This is a genomic window from Fodinibius halophilus, assembly GCF_011059105.1.
Lineage (GTDB): Bacteria > Bacteroidota > Rhodothermia > Balneolales > Balneolaceae > Fodinibius > Fodinibius halophilus.
Genome location: NZ_JAALLS010000016.1, coordinates 49,797 through 66,111 on the forward strand (window position 1 = coordinate 49,797; position 16,315 = coordinate 66,111).

A 16,315-nucleotide genomic window follows, 5' to 3' on the forward strand; every position below is an offset into this window, starting at 1 on the left:
AAGTTTTTGCTGAGCTCAGTGCTCGGGCGATAGATGTATAAGTGTGGATATGATGAGCTTAAAATACCAACAATTGAGAGGCAAAACCAGAGTTAATATGTGCTTGATACAGCATCAGAACGCAACCATTTTTCGGGATCTAAAAAGTCATTATTTTCACGGATAAGGAAAAAGAGACTTTCTCCTTTTATTGAGAAAGAATCTCCCGACAACCCAACAGTATCGCCTTGTTGAAGTATCTGGTCTTTGGTCACATATATCTGGCTAAGGTTACCGTAAGCAGTAATAAAGCGTCCATGCTTCACTAAAACAACATCGCCATAGTTCTTAAAAGGTTGGATGGCAATGACATATCCTTTATGGACTGCCTGTACCGATTCTTCCGGTTCTGTTACGATTTCGATACCGGGATTCTGTGTTTTCGTACCGTAAACAGGATGGCGGCGGGTGCCAAAATGTTCGGCTACCGTTTTGCTGTCTACCGGCCATGGCAGCTGTCCTTTTTGACGGGCGAACTGTCGTTCAATTTTCTTTAGCTCTTCCGAACTAATGAAGTTTCGCTTTTTTATAGGTTCAGAATATTTTTTTACCTCTTTGGCCCGTCTTGTCTCATCTTCGATCTCTTTTGCTGCTGCCAATTTGCGCTTTCGTTCGGCTTCAAGTCGTTTTAAACGCTCTTCTCGGAGTTCTTTTGCTTCTCGAATAAACCGCGAAAGCTTGGTTTTAAAATCTTCCAGCTGCTCCTTTTTACGATTCAGATCTTCTTCAATCTCCTGCTTGTTTTCTCGGAGTAGTGCCACATTTTTAGCTTGCTGCTGTTTCTTTTCTGCCAGTTGGGCCTTTTGTTGCTTGATTTCTGAAAGTATGTTCTCATTTTTACTGCGTGCTTCAACAAGCTGTGTCTTTGTTCTTTGGAGCTCCTGTTTAGCTTCCCGGATATTGCGAGCTTGTTCTTCTCTAAACTCATTAAACTGCTCCAGGTAATAGGAGCGAACTAGCATCTGATTAATTGACGAGGAGGAGAAGATAAGTGCTAACTGGGAAGTACGCCCGTGTTTATACAGGTAGCCCAAGGTTTTCTTATGATTCTCAATTAGCTGTTCCAGCTTTTTCTGCTTTTTTTTAAACGATTGGGTTGTTACCTGTATTTCTTCATTAATCTGGGATTGTTTATTCTGAAGTTTTTCCAGCTTTTTATCTTGTAGGGCAATAAGGCTTTTAAGGTCTTTGTACTTTTGATATAACGCCTCGTATTTTTTGTCGGCTAACTGGAGCCGTTCTTCGTATTTATCAATCTGTTCAGAAAGTTTTTGGATCTCACTACGCGTTTTTTCTTGTTTCTCTATTACTTTTTGCCGCATCTCTCTGTAGTTTTGTGCAATAACAGATGAGGCACCGAGTAGCAAAAGAAAGAGGGTTATAATATAAAAACGGTGTGTATTCATCATCGGTGATAAACAGGTATATCGTCTGGATAATTAATGTACAAGTTACCCCAATCGGGGTTTAAATCAAGTGAAGTCAGTTGCAGCGCAATTTTTGATTTCTTTTCTGCTCCAAAGATACTAATTCTGCGCGGAAGGGTGAACCCATCAATAGTGCCATAGGCTTCATATCTTATTTTAGAGTATGGCAGTTTGGTATCATCCGGTTGTTTAATCTGGCGGATGGTATGATTTTCTTTATCGATATAAACGCTGGTGCCGCTTGAGAGGGAAAGCTTGTATAACGTTTTATTCTCGGATATACCGGTCACATCACCCGGCGAAATGGGATAGTTAATAAGCTGTAAGATGTTCAATGAGGCTAGTTTATTGATACGTTTGAGTTTGCCGCCCCGAACCGGAATTTTACGCACATATTTATCTACCTTATTATAAACTACCAGCGTATCTCCATCTGTCAGCAGTTCTCCGCCTTTTATGCCAATGCCGTTACGTACTTTTACTAAGCTTTTTGTCCTTGTGCTCATAAATGTTACTGTGACCCGATCGGTATTACCGGGTTCACTGACAATAGCGCGCCCTTTTCCTTTTAAGGCGTTTAATGTTGAGCGATAATCGGGGAGTTGAGCTATGATTTCTGATGGTTTTACCGATGTCTGCTTATATCCTTTAGTGCTTAACTTTTGTGTGCTCGTGCAAGAAACCAATCCCACTAAGAGCAAAAGAAAGAGTATTAATTGTAACCGATTATTCACCGTTTGCAGGAATTTTATCTTTGAGATGAGTACGTGTAGAATCTTTGTTGAATGCTTTTTGCCACCATTGACGGGCTTGTGACAGTTTGCCTAGCTTTTGTAATACATCGCCCATATGTTCCATAACTTCAGCACTGGCTTGTCCTGTATCCAGAGAGGCACGAATATATTCTTCAGCTTTTTTGTACTCTCCTTGTTGAAAATAGATCCATCCAAGGGTATCGAGGTAGGATGGATTGTTGGGAGCGATTTTTATTGCTTTTTGGGCCATCTTCCTGGCTTGGTCCAGCTTTCGCTTCTGTAAAGAAAGATAGTAGGCATAGTTGTTCAAGAAACCGGGATTTTTGGGCTGAATCTTCAGTGCCTTTTCGTAGTGCGGGAACGCTTTATTCCATTGTTTTAACGCTGCATAGGTATTTGCCAGAGCACCCAGGATATTTGCTTTTAAAGAGCGTCGGATTGGTAGTTCTTTAGCTTTGTCAAGGTAAGTGATAGCCTCTTGGTAATTCTGGTCCGAAAGATGGGCACTGCCCAGAAAATATAAGATGATAGGCTCTTGGGGTACGGCTTTTGTAGCTTCTTCTCCAATGGCTATGGCTTTTTTAATTTCTCCTTTTCTAAGTAATAGCTGAAGTCGTTTTTGCCACGCTGTACCATTAGTTGGGGCAAGTTCTGTCGCCTTTTCATAAGCCTGTAAAGCGAGCTCTGTTTGTCCTGTTTGGGTAAAGAAGTCTGCGGCTAGCGATTGGGCACTGCCAGAATTGGGTTCTGAGTACATCAGTTTTTTTAAGACTGTTGCGGTTGTCTTTTGGAGTTCCCTGTTTTTACGATCGTTTTTATAATTAGAGTATAAATATTTTGCCAGATTAATTTTCGTTGAGGTGGCGATCAAAGAATCAGCAATTGTGTTCGATAGAAACGTAGACAGGCTGTCCCATTGCGCTTGTTCAATGTAGATATTTGAGAGCATGAGCAGGGTTTTGGAATCTCGCTCATTTATTTGGAGCGCATTATTCAGTACTTCTTTGGCTTCCGCCATTTGTCCTATCATTTTATAGTGGTTACTTAGTACCCGGAGCGTGGCAATATTATTGGGGTTAAGGTCACGGATCTTTTTTAATTCGGTGATGGCAGAATCTTGCATCCCCAAATCATTAAAATTTCGGAGCCGTTCCAAGCGTACATTTAGGTCTTCGCCTTTAAGAAACAGCAGTTTATTATACACTTTGTTGGCTTCGTTGAGCTGCCCGAGATCGCTGTATGATTGCGCCAGTTCATGCAGCAAGGTTTCATTGTGCGGATTATACTCCAAGGCATCGGTAAGTTCTGTAACAGCTGTTTTGTTTTTACCCTGATCGCGGTATAAACGGGCCAGCTTTAGACGATACCATGGATTTCTGGGGGCAAGCTTTACTGCCTGCTTTCCGTAGTACTCGGCATTGGTAACGTCGTTCATCATCAGGTAGGCATCGGCCAGGGCATAGTTGACTCCGGGATGGTCGGGAAGTTTGACGTATGCCGCTTTCAGCAGGTCCAGGGCATGTTGGTAATCCTCATTCTCAAATGCAGCAAGCCCATCGATATATGCCGATTGGGCATTGATGCGGGTGCTTTCTTCTACCATCTGGCGGTCTTGTGCCTTTAGGTTTACCACCAAAAAGAGCAATGCCAGCAGGTTGCAGGCAACGAAAGTAAAATTGTTCGATGATACTATTTTCATACCCATTGGTAACGAATTTTTAGCCTATATAGTACAATAAATTGTACTTCCAATCAGCATATGCCCCAAAATTAGTTCGTAATTGCTTTACGCCAGCCGTTTAGTCGTCCAAAGGCATGCTTCATATGCGAACCGTACCAACTAAACCATTCTCCTTCAACCAAGAGTACTCTGGCAGCGGGACATACTTCTTCGACCATGCTGATATGTTTTTCTTTAAAGGGATAGGGTTCGCTGCTTAATAAGACTAGGTCCGGGTTATAGGTTTTAAGTTCATCAAGTTCAAAAGTGGGGTAGCGACTTTCATTGTTGAACACGTTGGATAGGTTGTAGTGGTCCATCACATCGTGGATGTACGTATCATGGCCTATCGACATCCAGGGATCTTTCCAGATCATGTATGCGGTGCGTAATGCCGGTTCGTCGGGTCGTTCTTCTAAGCGTTGTTGGATGTCAGAAATGAGCTCGTCGGCGGTGTCAGATACCTCAAATGTTTCTCCGAGGTTATGAATAGTTATAAGGGCATCTTCAATAGTTTCGATATCGGTTACAATAACCTCGAAATCATCCATGAGCTGCTTAATATCCTCCGGACGATTTTCCTCCTTGTTGGCGATGATGTAGTCGGGATCAGTATCATAAATCTTATCAATCCGTGGATTTTTAGTGCCCCCGACAATAGGAATTGATTCTACCTGTTCACTTGGATGTACGCAAAAGCGGGTGCGCCCGACGAGATTCTGTTGGAGTCCCAAATCAATAATCAGTTCTGTTAAACTAGGGACTAAGCTTATAATGCGAGGACTTTTTGTGCTCATAAATTGTGTAATAGGATTATTGAGCTGTTTAATAAGTTACATGCAGTTTGAGTATAACGATAAGGCTTATTTTACGATCTGGCAATGGTTGAATCCGGTAGGTAAAAAATAATAAACAGCGTGAGGGTAAAGCTTTTTTTTATAGTAGAGCGATTTGCCAAATCGCTTTACAAAAAAATTGATTTGCCAATCGCTATAGAACTACAAACTATTCAGCAATACTTTTTCTAAAATCTGGGTTGCAATAGCTATATGGCCAATTTTGCCATTCATCAGTTAATTCGGCTTTTACCGGGTTTAATAGTACATATTTTATAGTATTTTCTAACTCCGAACTATTTCTAATAACTCGATCAAAACTCTCATGTTGCCAAAATTGTCCTGTTCGATTCAAAATTTGATTTGCCTTTCTGGCGGTAAACTTTTTTAAACTACCAAGTATTTTAGTTACAGGGTATTCATCCTTCTTTTGTTCATTGGCTAATAGTTTAAATACTATGTGTACATGATTGGGCATTACGCAATAAGAATACAAAAGGTATTTTTCGTTATCCCGATATTCAATTGCATCGCAAACTAGTTGGGCTATCTCTGGCTTTTTAAGCCAGAAGGGGCCTTTGGTATTTCCTGCAAGAAGGTGTTCATATTTTTTAAAAATTCTTCGAGTAATCCTTGTTGATATAAAATCATTGTCCAAATCAGTTTGTGCTGATTGTTTATTCCGGAGGGATTTAATCCGTGCAATGGCTTTTTTGGGGAGTGATCCTGTCAGGCGGAATGTCACAAAGTATTCGGCATTTGGTGGTTGCCAATGAGGGAGGTTTCTGCGATAAAAAGCCATTTTATTGATTATTGTGAGTTCTCTTTATTGTAATAACTAAAAAAAATGTTTTGTTATTCTGAAATGGCTTATGAGCAAAGAAAGTTATGTAGGGCAGCATCCGTTTAAGGGGGGGGCGCAGTAGAGCGATTTGCCAAATCGCTCTACAAAAAACTGTTATTTCACCCCAAAACTCCAAGCTATTTCGGTCTCTTGTGTTCCAGAGCTTCAGCGACGAAACATGTAGTGCATCTCTTTTTAAATTTTACTGGTTATGGACCCAGTAAGAGCCAAGAACGATCGACAAAAACTATTAATTAATAGGGTGATTTATTTACCAGTTTTTAGATTGATGTACTTATCCCAAACGGTTGGTCAAAATTGTTGTACAATTCCTTTTACTTGTTGAGCATAACTGCTGCCAAACAGGTTGGTATGTACCAATAACGGATATAGGTTATAAATGTCTTTTCGTTGATTAAAATTGGGTTGCAGGGGATAGGCTTCATTATAGGCATCATAGAAAGCACCTGAAAACCCTCCAAAGAGATGAGTGAAGGCTAATTCTATTTCTCGATGTCCGTAATATACAGCAGGATCATATATAGTGGGACGTCCATTTTGGTCATAAAAGTAATTTCCACCCCACAAGTCGCCATGTAAAAGGCTGGCCTGTTCTTCTGGGAAGATGTCAGGCAATTGCTTATACATTGATTGGAAATGTGAGACTGTCGTTGTTCCCAGCTTGCCGGAGTCTGTGGCCATTTTAAGTTGAGGCTTCATGCGCTCCTTAATAAAAAAGTCTATCCAGCTTTGATGTTTCTTGTTGGACTGGGGAAGGCGTCCGATGTAGTTGTCGTGATCGAGCCCGAACTGCTCGTGTTGGTTTTTATGCAGGGCCGCCAGTTCTTGACCAAATATTTCTGCTGAATTGTTTTGTGCTCTTCCTTCTTTGATAAACTCTTGAACTAAAAATCCAATGCCGTTTTCTGTTTCTCCGGTTGCTAAAACGCCTGGAATAAAGAGGCCCGTATCTGCTGCATCCAATAATTGGAGGCCTTTTTCCTCAACAAAAAACATGCTAGGATCGGCCGTTGTATTCCATTTAAGAAAGCAGGAGCGGTCACCTGGAAGCGTAATTTTTGCCGCTTGGTTGATGCTGCCCCCGGAAACCCGCCGTTGTGATTCTATAGTTTGGTCAAGCGCGCTTTCCAGCTTCGTTACTAGTATATCAGGGATCATATTATTGCTCAATATGTTGTTCCAGTTCATCCAGGAGCGATTCGCAGCTTCGTTTTACAATTTGGAAAACATTTTCGAAACCTTCGGGACCACCATAATAGGGGTCCGGCACTTCACCATCGCCTGGTTGGGGATCAAAATCACGCATTCGGCCAATGGTAGCAGTATGACTTTCATTAGCCATACGTTCAACATTCTTTAGGTTCTCATTATCCATGGCGAGAACCAGATTAAAATAATCTAAGTCGAAAGGTTTAAACTGGCGCGCCTTTGAGTGCAGTTTGATGCCGTGCTTGTTGGCCGTGCGCTGACTTTTACTGTTTGCAGACTCTCCAATATGGTAGGCGGAGGTGCCCGCAGAATCAACTTCAAAATAGTTTCCGAGATCTTCTTTTGTGATTAAATGCTGAAAGACGCCTTCAGCGGTAGGGCTGCGACAAATGTTACCTAAGCAAACAAAACATATTTTATAATGATTTTCTTTTGTAATAGGGCTGGAGATGTTTAAATCCATAGTAAATAAACCGTAAATAATAGTTTGTTGATTAAGCTCAGCATAAAATAATGATGCTATTACGATTATGCATACTTATTCAAATGGGGTAATTCTAATTTGCAACTTGCTCTACCTTTCCTTTTTATAGGTCGCTAACATTGTAAAATTCATACTTTGAATGTGAATTGATGACTTAAGACTTGTATCTTTGGGGCTCATTTAAATTGAGCGCACATTTTTTTAAGTATGGAAAGTTACTGCAAGATTGAAAAAAATCTTATATTAGTAGCTTCACAAAAAGCCAACGCAGCAGTTACAACGGCATTCTATGAGTAAACAGTTTGACGAAGTAAAACAATTAAATTTTTCGAAGCTCGAAGTTGAAACCCTTAAGTGGTGGAAAGAGAACGATATTTTCGAGAAAAGTCTTTCTACGCGCGAAGAGGGGATACCCTTTACATTTTATGAAGGGCCACCCACGGCTAATGGTAAGCCGGGCATTCACCACGTGATGGCTCGAACCGTCAAGGATATGTTCTGCCGGTATAAGACGTTGAAAGGATTTCGCGTTGAGCGTAAAGCCGGCTGGGATACGCACGGATTACCTGTAGAAATTGAAGTTGAGAAGGAGCTGGAGCTTGAAGGCCGTCAGCAGGTTGAAGAATATGGCGTGGCCGAATACAATGAGAAATGCCGTGAGAGCGTGCTCAAATACAAGGATTTGTGGGATAAGCTCACAAACCGGATGGCTTATTGGGTAGATCTCGATGATCCCTATATCACCTTTGACAACGATTATATTGAATCGGTGTGGTGGGCTTTTAAGACGCTTTACGAAAAAGGTCTTGTTTATCAAGGATATAAAATTCAGTGGTATTCTCCGGGCAGCGGAACGGTGCTTTCTTCGCACGAAGTAAGCTTGGGATATGAAGAGGTGCAGGATCCCTCCATATTTGTAAAATTTGAAGTAGAGGATGCTGAAAATACGTACTTCCTCGCATGGACGACGACCCCTTGGACCATTATCTCCAACATGTGCTTGGCCGTAAATCCTGGCTTGGATTATGCCAAGATCGAAATTTCTGAGGGTGATCGCACAGAATATTATATCATGGCCAAAGGATGTATCGATGAGGTCATCGATCATGATTATGAAATTGTAGAAGAGTATAAAGGCGAAGAGCTGTTAGGCTTGAATTATGAGCCGGTTTTTGAATATGCTCTTGAAGAGTATGACAAAGAAGATGCCTGGAAAGTTGTACCGGCAGATTATGTGACCCTTGAAGAGGGTACCGGGATAGTGCATACGGCTCCCGCTTTTGGTGCTGATGACTATGAGACCGGCCAGAAGAACGATATCCCGATGTTTAACCCCATCGACGGGGACGGGAAGTTTACCGAGCAGGTGCCCGATTATGAAGGACAGTGGTTTAAAGATGCCGACAAAGAGATTTCTCGTGCCATCAAGGATAAACACCTGATGTACAAGCACGAAACCTATCTGCACAACTACCCGCACGACTGGCGTAAAGGTACGCCGCTGATGTCTTATCCTGTTGAATCGTGGTTTATCGAAACCACTGATGTGAAGGATAAAATGGTCAACTTTAATAAAAAGATTAACTGGAAACCTCCGAGCACCGGTTCGGGACGATTTGGAACATGGCTCGAAAATAATGTGGATTGGGCCGTCTCTCGTCAGCGTTACTGGGGTTCCCCTATTCCTATTTGGGTTAGTGATAAAAACCCGGATCATATTGAAGTGATTGGCAGTGTAGAAGAGCTGAAAAAGAAAGCCGGTTTGGCTGATGATGTAGAGATTGATCTGCATCGCCCCCATATTGATGATATTACGTGGGAAGGTCCCGATGGTGGTACCATGCGTCGTATCCCGGACCTGATGGATGTGTGGTTTGATTCCGGTTCGATGCCGTTTGCCCAGTGGCACTATCCCTTTGAGAACAAAGACAAATTTGAAGAGAATTTCCCCGCAGACTTTATTGCAGAAGGCGTAGATCAGACACGTGGTTGGTTCTATACGCTGCATGCATTGGGGACGATGTTGTTTGATCAGCCGGCTTACAACAATGTAGTATCCAATGGCTTGGTACTCGATGAGAACGGCAATAAGATGAGTAAGTCAAAAGGCAATGCAGTAGAGCCTTTTGAAGTTATTCAAGAATATGGCGCCGATACGGTTCGTTGGTATATGATGAGTAATTCATCACCGTGGGAGAACCTGAAGTTCAGTGAACACGGTCTGCAAGAAACACAGCGTAAGTTTTTTAATACGTTTGTTAATACGTATTCGTTCTTTGCTATGTATGCCAATATCGATGGCTTTACCTATTCCGGTACGCCCATTCCGGTAGGCGACCGCAAAGAGATGGATCGCTGGGTGATTTCGCGACTCAATACCACAGTAAAACTGGTAGATGAGTACCTGGATGATTATGAACCCACAAAGGCGGCGCGTGCTATCGAAGAGTTTGTTGAAGAGCTGAGTAACTGGTATGTGCGTCGTAATCGCCGCCGTTTCTGGAAAGAAGGTAAGAGCCTTGACAAAACGGCCGCTTACCAGACCCTCTATGAATGTTTGGTGGATCTGGCGAAGCTGATTAGTCCCATTGCACCCTTTTCCGGAGAATGGCTGTATCAGAAGCTGAATGATGTGACCGAAGTGGATGAAGAGTCAGTACATATTTCATTCTATCCTACAGTTGAAGAAACGGCTATTGATAAGCAGCTGGAACACCGAATGGAGCTGGCCCGACAAATTTCGTCAATGGTATTGAGCCTGCGTAACAAGCTGGAGCTTAATGTGCGTCAGCCGTTGGCACGTATCATTTTGCCTATTGACAAAGAAGATGACCGACAAGCGATTGAGTCGGTCAAAGATATCATCCTTGATGAGGTTAATGTGAAGGAGATCGAATTTGTTGATGACGATTCCGGTATTGTCCACAAATCAGCAAAGCCCAACTATCCGAAGCTGGGTAGCAAGCTGGGCAGTAAGATGAAGCCGGTGGCAGCAAAAGTAGCTGAATTAAGTACCGAAGAAATTACGGAGTATGAAGAAACCGGCTCTATTGAACTGGATCTCGGAGATGAAGGAATCGTACAGCTCGGCAGCGATGGATTAGAAATTGTACGTACCGGGCTCGAAGGCTGGTCGGTAGAAACAGAAAATGGTTTAAGCGTGGCGCTGGATACTGAGCTTACCCCCGAACTTGTAAATGAGGGGATGGCCCGTGAGTTCGTAAATCGTATCCAGAATATGCGTAAAGAGGCCGATTTTGATGTCGTTGATCGTATCGTTATCGGTTTTGATGGCGCTGATAAATTGGAAGAGGCCGTAGAGTCGATGAAGGAATATATTAAAAGTGAGACGCTGGCCGAAGAGATTGTAGCTGAGGAATTAGAAGTCTCAGATTTTGTTAAAAATTGGGAAATCGGGGATGAAGAGTCCACTATTTCCATCAGAAGAAATCCTAACTAAGATAGTGAGTGCATTATGGCATCAGGAAATAATGATACCAACAAAGACGAAGAACGAGTATCTCCATACTCTGATGAGGAATTAGAATATTTCAGGGGCATTATCCTGAAAAAGCTCGAAGAAGCAGAAAAAGAGCTCGATTCATTACAGAGTTCACTAAAAGACAGTATGGAGAATGCCGGCGAAGATTCGGCTTACTCTTTCCATATGGCTGATGTAGGTACCGAAGCCCAGGAGCGTGAGAAGACTTATATGCTCTTTAATCGTACGAAGAAGTTTGTACGGTATTTGAACCGTGCCCTGGAACGTATTGATAATAAAACTTACGGCGTTTGTAAGGTAACCGGAGATAAGATCTCCAAAGGCCGACTTGAAGCTGTGCCGCATACGCAGCTTAGCATTGAGGCGAAACTTAAGCGCAGATAATAAAAACTTACTGTAATACTGTATTCATTTGAATCGATCAAAATTAACTGCGCTAACGGTTCCGGCTGTCATTGTTGTCATTTTAGATCAGCTGAGCAAGCACTGGATCCGTATATCACCGAGTTATCATCACTGGGAAGTTATTCCCGGCTGGCTGTCCTTTAATTATACCCAAAATCCCGGCATGGCGCTGGGTATGCGTTGGGCCTCTACGGAGGTCATTAGCATTGTGGCCATTATAGCTACGATAGGGATTTTAACGTATGTGCTTTATAACAGGGAGCAGGCCACCAAGGGCTACCTTCTGTGTATGGGACTGGTGCTCGGTGGTGCTTTCGGGAATATTATTGACCGCCTGGTAATGGGATACCTGGAGTCGTATGGCGGTCTTTTAGAAGGACACGTGGTTGATTTTATTCATTTTGATTTGGTTATCAGCGGGTACCCGGTTTTCCCCTATATTTTCAATGTGGCTGATGTGGCTATCAGCACGGCAATTATAGCGATGATCCTCTTCCACAAAAAAGTGATGCCCCAAGATTTTACTTCTCCTGATGGTCCTGACAGCATAGATCAGGATTCTCAAGCTGTTTCCACTCACTTGGAAGAAGAGTAACAACAGCACTTCCCCTTTCTTTTTTTCTTCTGTATCAAAACAGTGTGCACTTTGTTTCCGGTAAGAAACTGCCCTTGAGAGAGCTTTGTTGATGAATGGAATGGTTCCGACAGCTGCAGGCGGATCGTAGCCCTACAGGTGGACCCTTCCTTTAGGAGCAGGGGCTATTAAATTTGTCTAATGGATCTGCCTTTTCTGCAACGAAAGGCCCTATTGCTGCTCTTGTTAATCTGAATAAGAAGAAAGCAGTATTTTATGACTAAGAGGACGTTCCCAAAACGATATTTTTTCGGCAAGCTTTGTTGTTTTGCTGTACGCAAGTTCTCTTTAACTTCGTACCCAGCTTATTATTAAAAAGAGATAAGGTTGAAAAATAGTTGATTAAGAAGAGGCAAGTTATGAGAATAATATTTTTATCAATTGTTCTATTTAGTGTTTGTCAAGTAGGTATCTGCCAGATTGAACGGCCGAATAAAGCCTATGGGAAATTTAAGGCAGAGGTTACAGGTTTGAATTCTGTCAACTACAAATATGAGTATGTTATTGAGAATTCTGAGGAGAGTGAACAGGTATTGGTTTCCTTTTCAATTAATATTAAAGATAGATCATTCTATGGTAAGACAATACCAAGTCCTCCCAATAAGAAGTGGTATATCGATGGTTTAGGAAAAGTTTATATTACTGGGGCAGCTGCAGGAAGAGCTTTGTCTTTACCTCCTGAAAATGGTTTGGAGCCGGGAGAGGCGATGGAAATCTCTTTTGTATCTAAAGGGCTGCCTGCCATCAACCCATTTTACACGGAAGGGTTTGTGCGTCCATTTACCAGGGAACTTATCGATAGCTTATTTAAGGCCGGTTACACAGAGGATGAAATTTTCATTGATTGGAAAGAAGCCGCTTATAAGGGATATACTATTTCACCCAGAGTATGGGCTGATAGTGTTGATCTTAAAACATTTTTAAATAAGCTAAAGTCTTATCGCTCACGGTCTTGTAATGAGTTTGAGTGGGTAAATACTGTGGCTGTTTGCAATGATTTGCAAGACCAGCTTCAAGAAGTATCTACCCATTTTGCAGCGGGGGATTCACTTCTGGCGGCAAATGCTGTAACTGATTTTATAGAGATCATCAAAGCTAATAGATCTGCTAATATGACTACAGAAGGGTATGGTCTGTTCTATTATAATGCCAGATATTTACTGCAACGCCTGGGGAACTATCCATAATTCCACTGTTACCGGCTGCTTTAACCATCTCTTCGGATTGTGCCTCTGGCGTATTCAGTGTCGATAACTTCTCTATTTCCAGTAATGATCACACTATTGATGGCACGCCTGTTAGTAATGACAAAAGGGATGCTAGTGGTATCTTTACCACCAGCTCAACGGCCAAGCAGGGGATTGCAAGCAGGTTGCAGAGCTATCAACAGGATAATATAACTGGGTCCGGAGATGTTCCCGATATTGTAACCGGCTCGCTGGACTTTGATCCTGCGGCGCTTATTGATTCTGTGCTGGCCCATGTAGATCAGACGATACCGGTGAATGCCTCAGGCACCTATGGGAGTAAAGAACAACCGGTCGTATTACATGCTCAGCAGGGGGTGCAAACCTCAGGCAGTATGTCCGGTTATGGTATTCTATTGGTTGATGGGCAGTTACGGGTGAGTGGACAGTTGAACTGGAATGGACTTGTTATACAGCGAGGCCGGCCGGGGGTAGGGCCAACAACAAGTGTAAGTAATAATGTATCTATTACCGGAGGCATGCTGGTATATAACGAAGGGCCGTTTGGCGTTTCACTGCAAGTATCTAACAATTTGACACTTCGTTTAAGCAGAGCCTCGATAGCAAATCTGAGGAAAAAACTTTCATTTTAATCCAATAACTGTTTTGTCATGAGACGTATCGTAATTTTATTCATAGCCTATTTCGTTATTGCAGCAACTGCTGATGCCCAACAAGGTCATAATATAGAAGAGAAGAAGCCGATGGTGAGAAAACATATTTCTACCACTGATGTTGAGGCAGATGCAAAGGAGATGGTCCATGGGGTTCCCTTTGGAAGCAGTGGAAATGAAGTGAGAATGAAAGTTAAAAATAGCAGTTCTGAGACGGTTGCCGGATTAGAAATAGAAGTCAAAGATGTTCCCAAATGGATGACGTTTACATCTCCTTCAGCTATAATTGGTGATCTAAAAGGTGGGAAAAAGGCAACCGCCTCTTTTTCATTTGAGATTGATAAAGAGGCACCGGTTCAAGAAAAGGTGACGCTGCGTTTTGTAGCTAAAAATAAAGATAGTTATAGCTGGGGGAAGGAGATTTCACTCTCAGTAGAGGCGCCAACGGAGTTGAAATTAAACCAAAACTATCCTAATCCTTTTAATCCGACCACGACAATTAACTATGAGTTGCCGGTGCAGATGGATGTCACTGTTCAGATATATAATATCCTGGGACAGCGGGTAATAACGCTGGTTAATGAAATTCAGGAGGCCGGCAGCCAAACGGTTAAGTGGAATGCTTCGCGGTTTGCCAGTGGAATGTACTTTTACCGGATTATTGCGGATGCGCCGAGCAAGAAAAAGATTATTGAAGACAAGAAAATGATGTTAATAAAGTAGGGTAGGTCTTGCTAATTCAATTGGTCAGAGTAGTTATTGGTTATCAGTTATTTGTTCATTGGCAAACGTTCAGTTGCCTGACTACATACTGAGGACAATAAATGACCACTACAATTAACCAATAACTACACTAGTCGTCCGTTACAATACTGTCGATAAATTCGGGACTGTGTGGATCCAGTTCTTCCAGCTCCAGCTCGTGGCCCATCTTGTCGCGCTTGGTTTTCAGGTATTTCACATTCTCGGGATAAGCTCCCACTTCGATAGGTACATTTTCGACCATCTCCAAGCCAAAGCTTTTAAGTCCTACGCGCTTGACCGGGTTATTGGTCATCAGGCGAAGCTTGGAAATATCCAATGAGCGCAGGATCTGTGCACCTACACCGTAGTCTCGGGCATCAGGTTCAAATCCAAGAGCTTCGTTGGCTTCAACGGTGTCCATACCCTGCTCTTGCAGTTTGTAGGCTTTAAGCTTGTTTACAAGCCCAATGCCGCGGCCTTCTTGGTTCATGTAGAGCACAACACCCTGACCTTCTTTTTCGACCTGCAAGAGGGCTTGGTGCAGCTGTTCGCCACAATCGCAGCGTTTGGAGCCAAAAATATCGCCGGTCATACAGGAGGAGTGTACCCGGACCAGTACAGGGTCGCCTTCATCCCATTCGCCTTTGGCCAGCGCCAGGTGATGGTCACCAGTGAGGCGTTCTTCAAAAGCATGGAGCGTGAAATCCCCATAAATCGTAGGTAGGTCTACATCAACAATCTTGCGGACCAGCGATTCATTCTCCATGCGATAGGAGATCAGATCCTTAATGCTGATCAGCTTCATATCAAACTCATCGGCAATTTCTACGAGATCCGGCAGGCGTGCCATTGCCCCGTTATCTTTCATGATTTCACAGATGATACCTGCGGGCTCGAGGTCAGCGAGCCGTGCTAAATCAATAGCCGCTTCGGTATGTCCGGCACGGCGCAGTACACCGCCATTAGTTCCGATAAGCGGGAAGATATGGCCCGGCCGGCGAAAATCTTCCGGGTTCGACTCGCGCTTGATCATCTCCTTGATCGTATTGGCGCGGTCTGCGGCAGATATTCCCGTAGTAGTAAGTTCTTTGTGGTCGATAGAAACCGTAAAAGCAGCTTCATCAGGGTCGGCCCCATCTGTAACCATATAGTCAAGATCCAGCGCATACGCCTTTTCTCGGGTAATAGGAACGCAGATAAGCCCACGCCCATACTTGGCCATCAGGTTAACGGCTTCGGTAGTGACCTTTTCTGCGGCCATAACAAAGTCGCCTTCATTTTCGCGGTCTTCGTCATCCGCGACAACAACCATGCGACCATCTTTAATATCCTCAATAGCCGATTCTATGCTATCGAATTGAATTTCACCGGACATAATACTAGTAGATAAGCTTCATTAATCTTGATTCGGATTTACATCCGCAATAGAACTTTTTGTAAATCGAGCTTTCACGCCGCTGTCAATTTCAGCAAGAACAGTGTCGTCATCAACAGACTTCACTTTGGCAATCATTCCGCCGGAGGAGACGATTTTATCTCCTTTCTGGATATTATCAACTTTTTCCTGGATTTCTTGCTGTTGCTGTTTTTGAGGACGGATAATGAAAAAGTAGAAAATGGCAAAAATAGCTCCCAGAAAGATGAGGTTCATCCATCCACCACCACCGCCTTCGGGGGCTCCCATCAAAAGAATCGCAATATTGAACATGAAATAATTAGTTTTATTACAGCTGGTTGTTAAAAATAGCTACTTAAGATACCATTTTTGCCGGCCTGCTCCAATTCTGGGGTATGATAAAAAGCAGCCCGACGCAGCTAATAGCTATAAATGTAG

15 protein-coding genes are annotated in these 16,315 nt (G+C 42.8%); 6 read left to right on the top strand and 9 right to left on the bottom strand.

The window, feature by feature from the left end; genetic code table 11:
* Positions 1-92: 92 nt before the first annotated feature.
* The 7 genes from G3569_RS12380 to G3569_RS12410 form a co-directional block, all read right to left on the bottom strand.
* Positions 93-1,448 (bottom strand): murein hydrolase activator EnvC family protein, encoded by a 1,356-nt coding sequence (locus G3569_RS12380; RefSeq protein WP_165269581.1) that lies wholly within the window; start codon positions 1,446-1,448, stop codon positions 93-95.
* Entirely contained in the window at positions 1,445-2,200 is a 756-nt protein-coding gene (gene lolB1 / locus G3569_RS12385) for a lipoprotein insertase outer membrane protein LolB1 (RefSeq protein WP_205720185.1), read from the bottom strand. The genes G3569_RS12380 and lolB1 overlap by 4 nt, the downstream gene beginning before the upstream one ends.
* A complete protein-coding gene (locus G3569_RS12390) occupies positions 2,193-3,926 on the bottom strand; it encodes a tetratricopeptide repeat protein (RefSeq protein WP_205720186.1) in 1,734 nt (577 codons plus the stop codon). Before G3569_RS12390 ends, lolB1 begins: the two co-directional genes overlap by 8 nt.
* Before the next feature lie 65 nt (positions 3,927-3,991).
* Positions 3,992-4,738, bottom strand: coding sequence for a helical backbone metal receptor (locus G3569_RS12395; protein ID WP_165269587.1), 747 nt, complete (start codon positions 4,736-4,738; stop codon positions 3,992-3,994).
* 208 nt (positions 4,739-4,946) lie between these two features.
* The gene (locus G3569_RS12400; RefSeq protein WP_165269589.1) at positions 4,947-5,579 is read right to left on the bottom strand and encodes a transposase; all 633 of its coding nucleotides are present in this window, start codon (positions 5,577-5,579) and stop codon (positions 4,947-4,949) included.
* A gap of 354 nt (positions 5,580-5,933) precedes the next feature.
* Positions 5,934-6,830, bottom strand: coding sequence for a fructosamine kinase family protein (locus G3569_RS12405; RefSeq protein WP_165269591.1), 897 nt, complete (start codon positions 6,828-6,830; stop codon positions 5,934-5,936).
* Positions 6,802-7,314, bottom strand: coding sequence for a low molecular weight protein-tyrosine-phosphatase (locus tag G3569_RS12410; RefSeq protein ID WP_165269593.1), 513 nt, complete (start codon positions 7,312-7,314; stop codon positions 6,802-6,804). Before G3569_RS12410 ends, G3569_RS12405 begins: the two co-directional genes overlap by 29 nt.
* Positions 7,315-7,624: 310 nt before the next feature.
* On the opposite strand from G3569_RS12410, the gene ileS reads away from it, so the two are divergent.
* The 6 genes from ileS (at position 7,625) to G3569_RS12440 (ending at position 14,460) form a co-directional block, all read left to right on the top strand.
* Entirely contained in the window at positions 7,625-10,795 is a 3,171-nt protein-coding gene (gene ileS, locus G3569_RS12415) for an isoleucine--tRNA ligase (RefSeq protein WP_165269595.1), read from the top strand.
* Between the two features lie 15 nt (positions 10,796-10,810).
* A complete protein-coding gene (locus tag G3569_RS12420; protein ID WP_165269597.1) occupies positions 10,811-11,221 on the top strand; it encodes a TraR/DksA family transcriptional regulator in 411 nt (136 codons plus the stop codon).
* Between the two features lie 28 nt (positions 11,222-11,249).
* Positions 11,250-11,837, top strand: a complete 588-nt coding sequence (locus tag G3569_RS12425) for a signal peptidase II (RefSeq protein ID WP_165269599.1) — start codon at positions 11,250-11,252, stop codon at positions 11,835-11,837.
* Positions 11,838-12,235: 398 nt separating this feature from the next.
* On the top strand, positions 12,236-13,063 hold the full coding sequence (locus tag G3569_RS12430; protein ID WP_165269601.1) for a hypothetical protein: 828 nt from the start codon (positions 12,236-12,238) through the stop codon (positions 13,061-13,063).
* 185 nt (positions 13,064-13,248) lie between these two features.
* Positions 13,249-13,716 (top strand): hypothetical protein, encoded by a 468-nt coding sequence (locus G3569_RS12435; protein ID WP_165269603.1) that lies wholly within the window; start codon positions 13,249-13,251, stop codon positions 13,714-13,716.
* A gap of 18 nt (positions 13,717-13,734) precedes the next feature.
* Entirely contained in the window at positions 13,735-14,460 is a 726-nt protein-coding gene (locus G3569_RS12440) for a T9SS type A sorting domain-containing protein (protein WP_165269605.1), read from the top strand.
* 130 nt (positions 14,461-14,590) lie between these two features.
* On the opposite strand, the gene G3569_RS12445 is transcribed toward G3569_RS12440, so the two are convergent.
* Both G3569_RS12445 and yajC read right to left on the bottom strand, forming a co-directional pair.
* Complete coding sequence (locus G3569_RS12445; RefSeq protein ID WP_165269607.1) at positions 14,591-15,856, bottom strand: bifunctional 3,4-dihydroxy-2-butanone-4-phosphate synthase/GTP cyclohydrolase II; 1,266 nt, start codon at positions 15,854-15,856, stop codon at positions 14,591-14,593.
* A 21-nt stretch (positions 15,857-15,877) separates the two neighbouring features.
* A complete protein-coding gene (yajC, locus tag G3569_RS12450; RefSeq protein WP_165269609.1) occupies positions 15,878-16,189 on the bottom strand; it encodes a preprotein translocase subunit YajC in 312 nt (103 codons plus the stop codon).
* Positions 16,190-16,315: the final 126 nt, after the last annotated feature.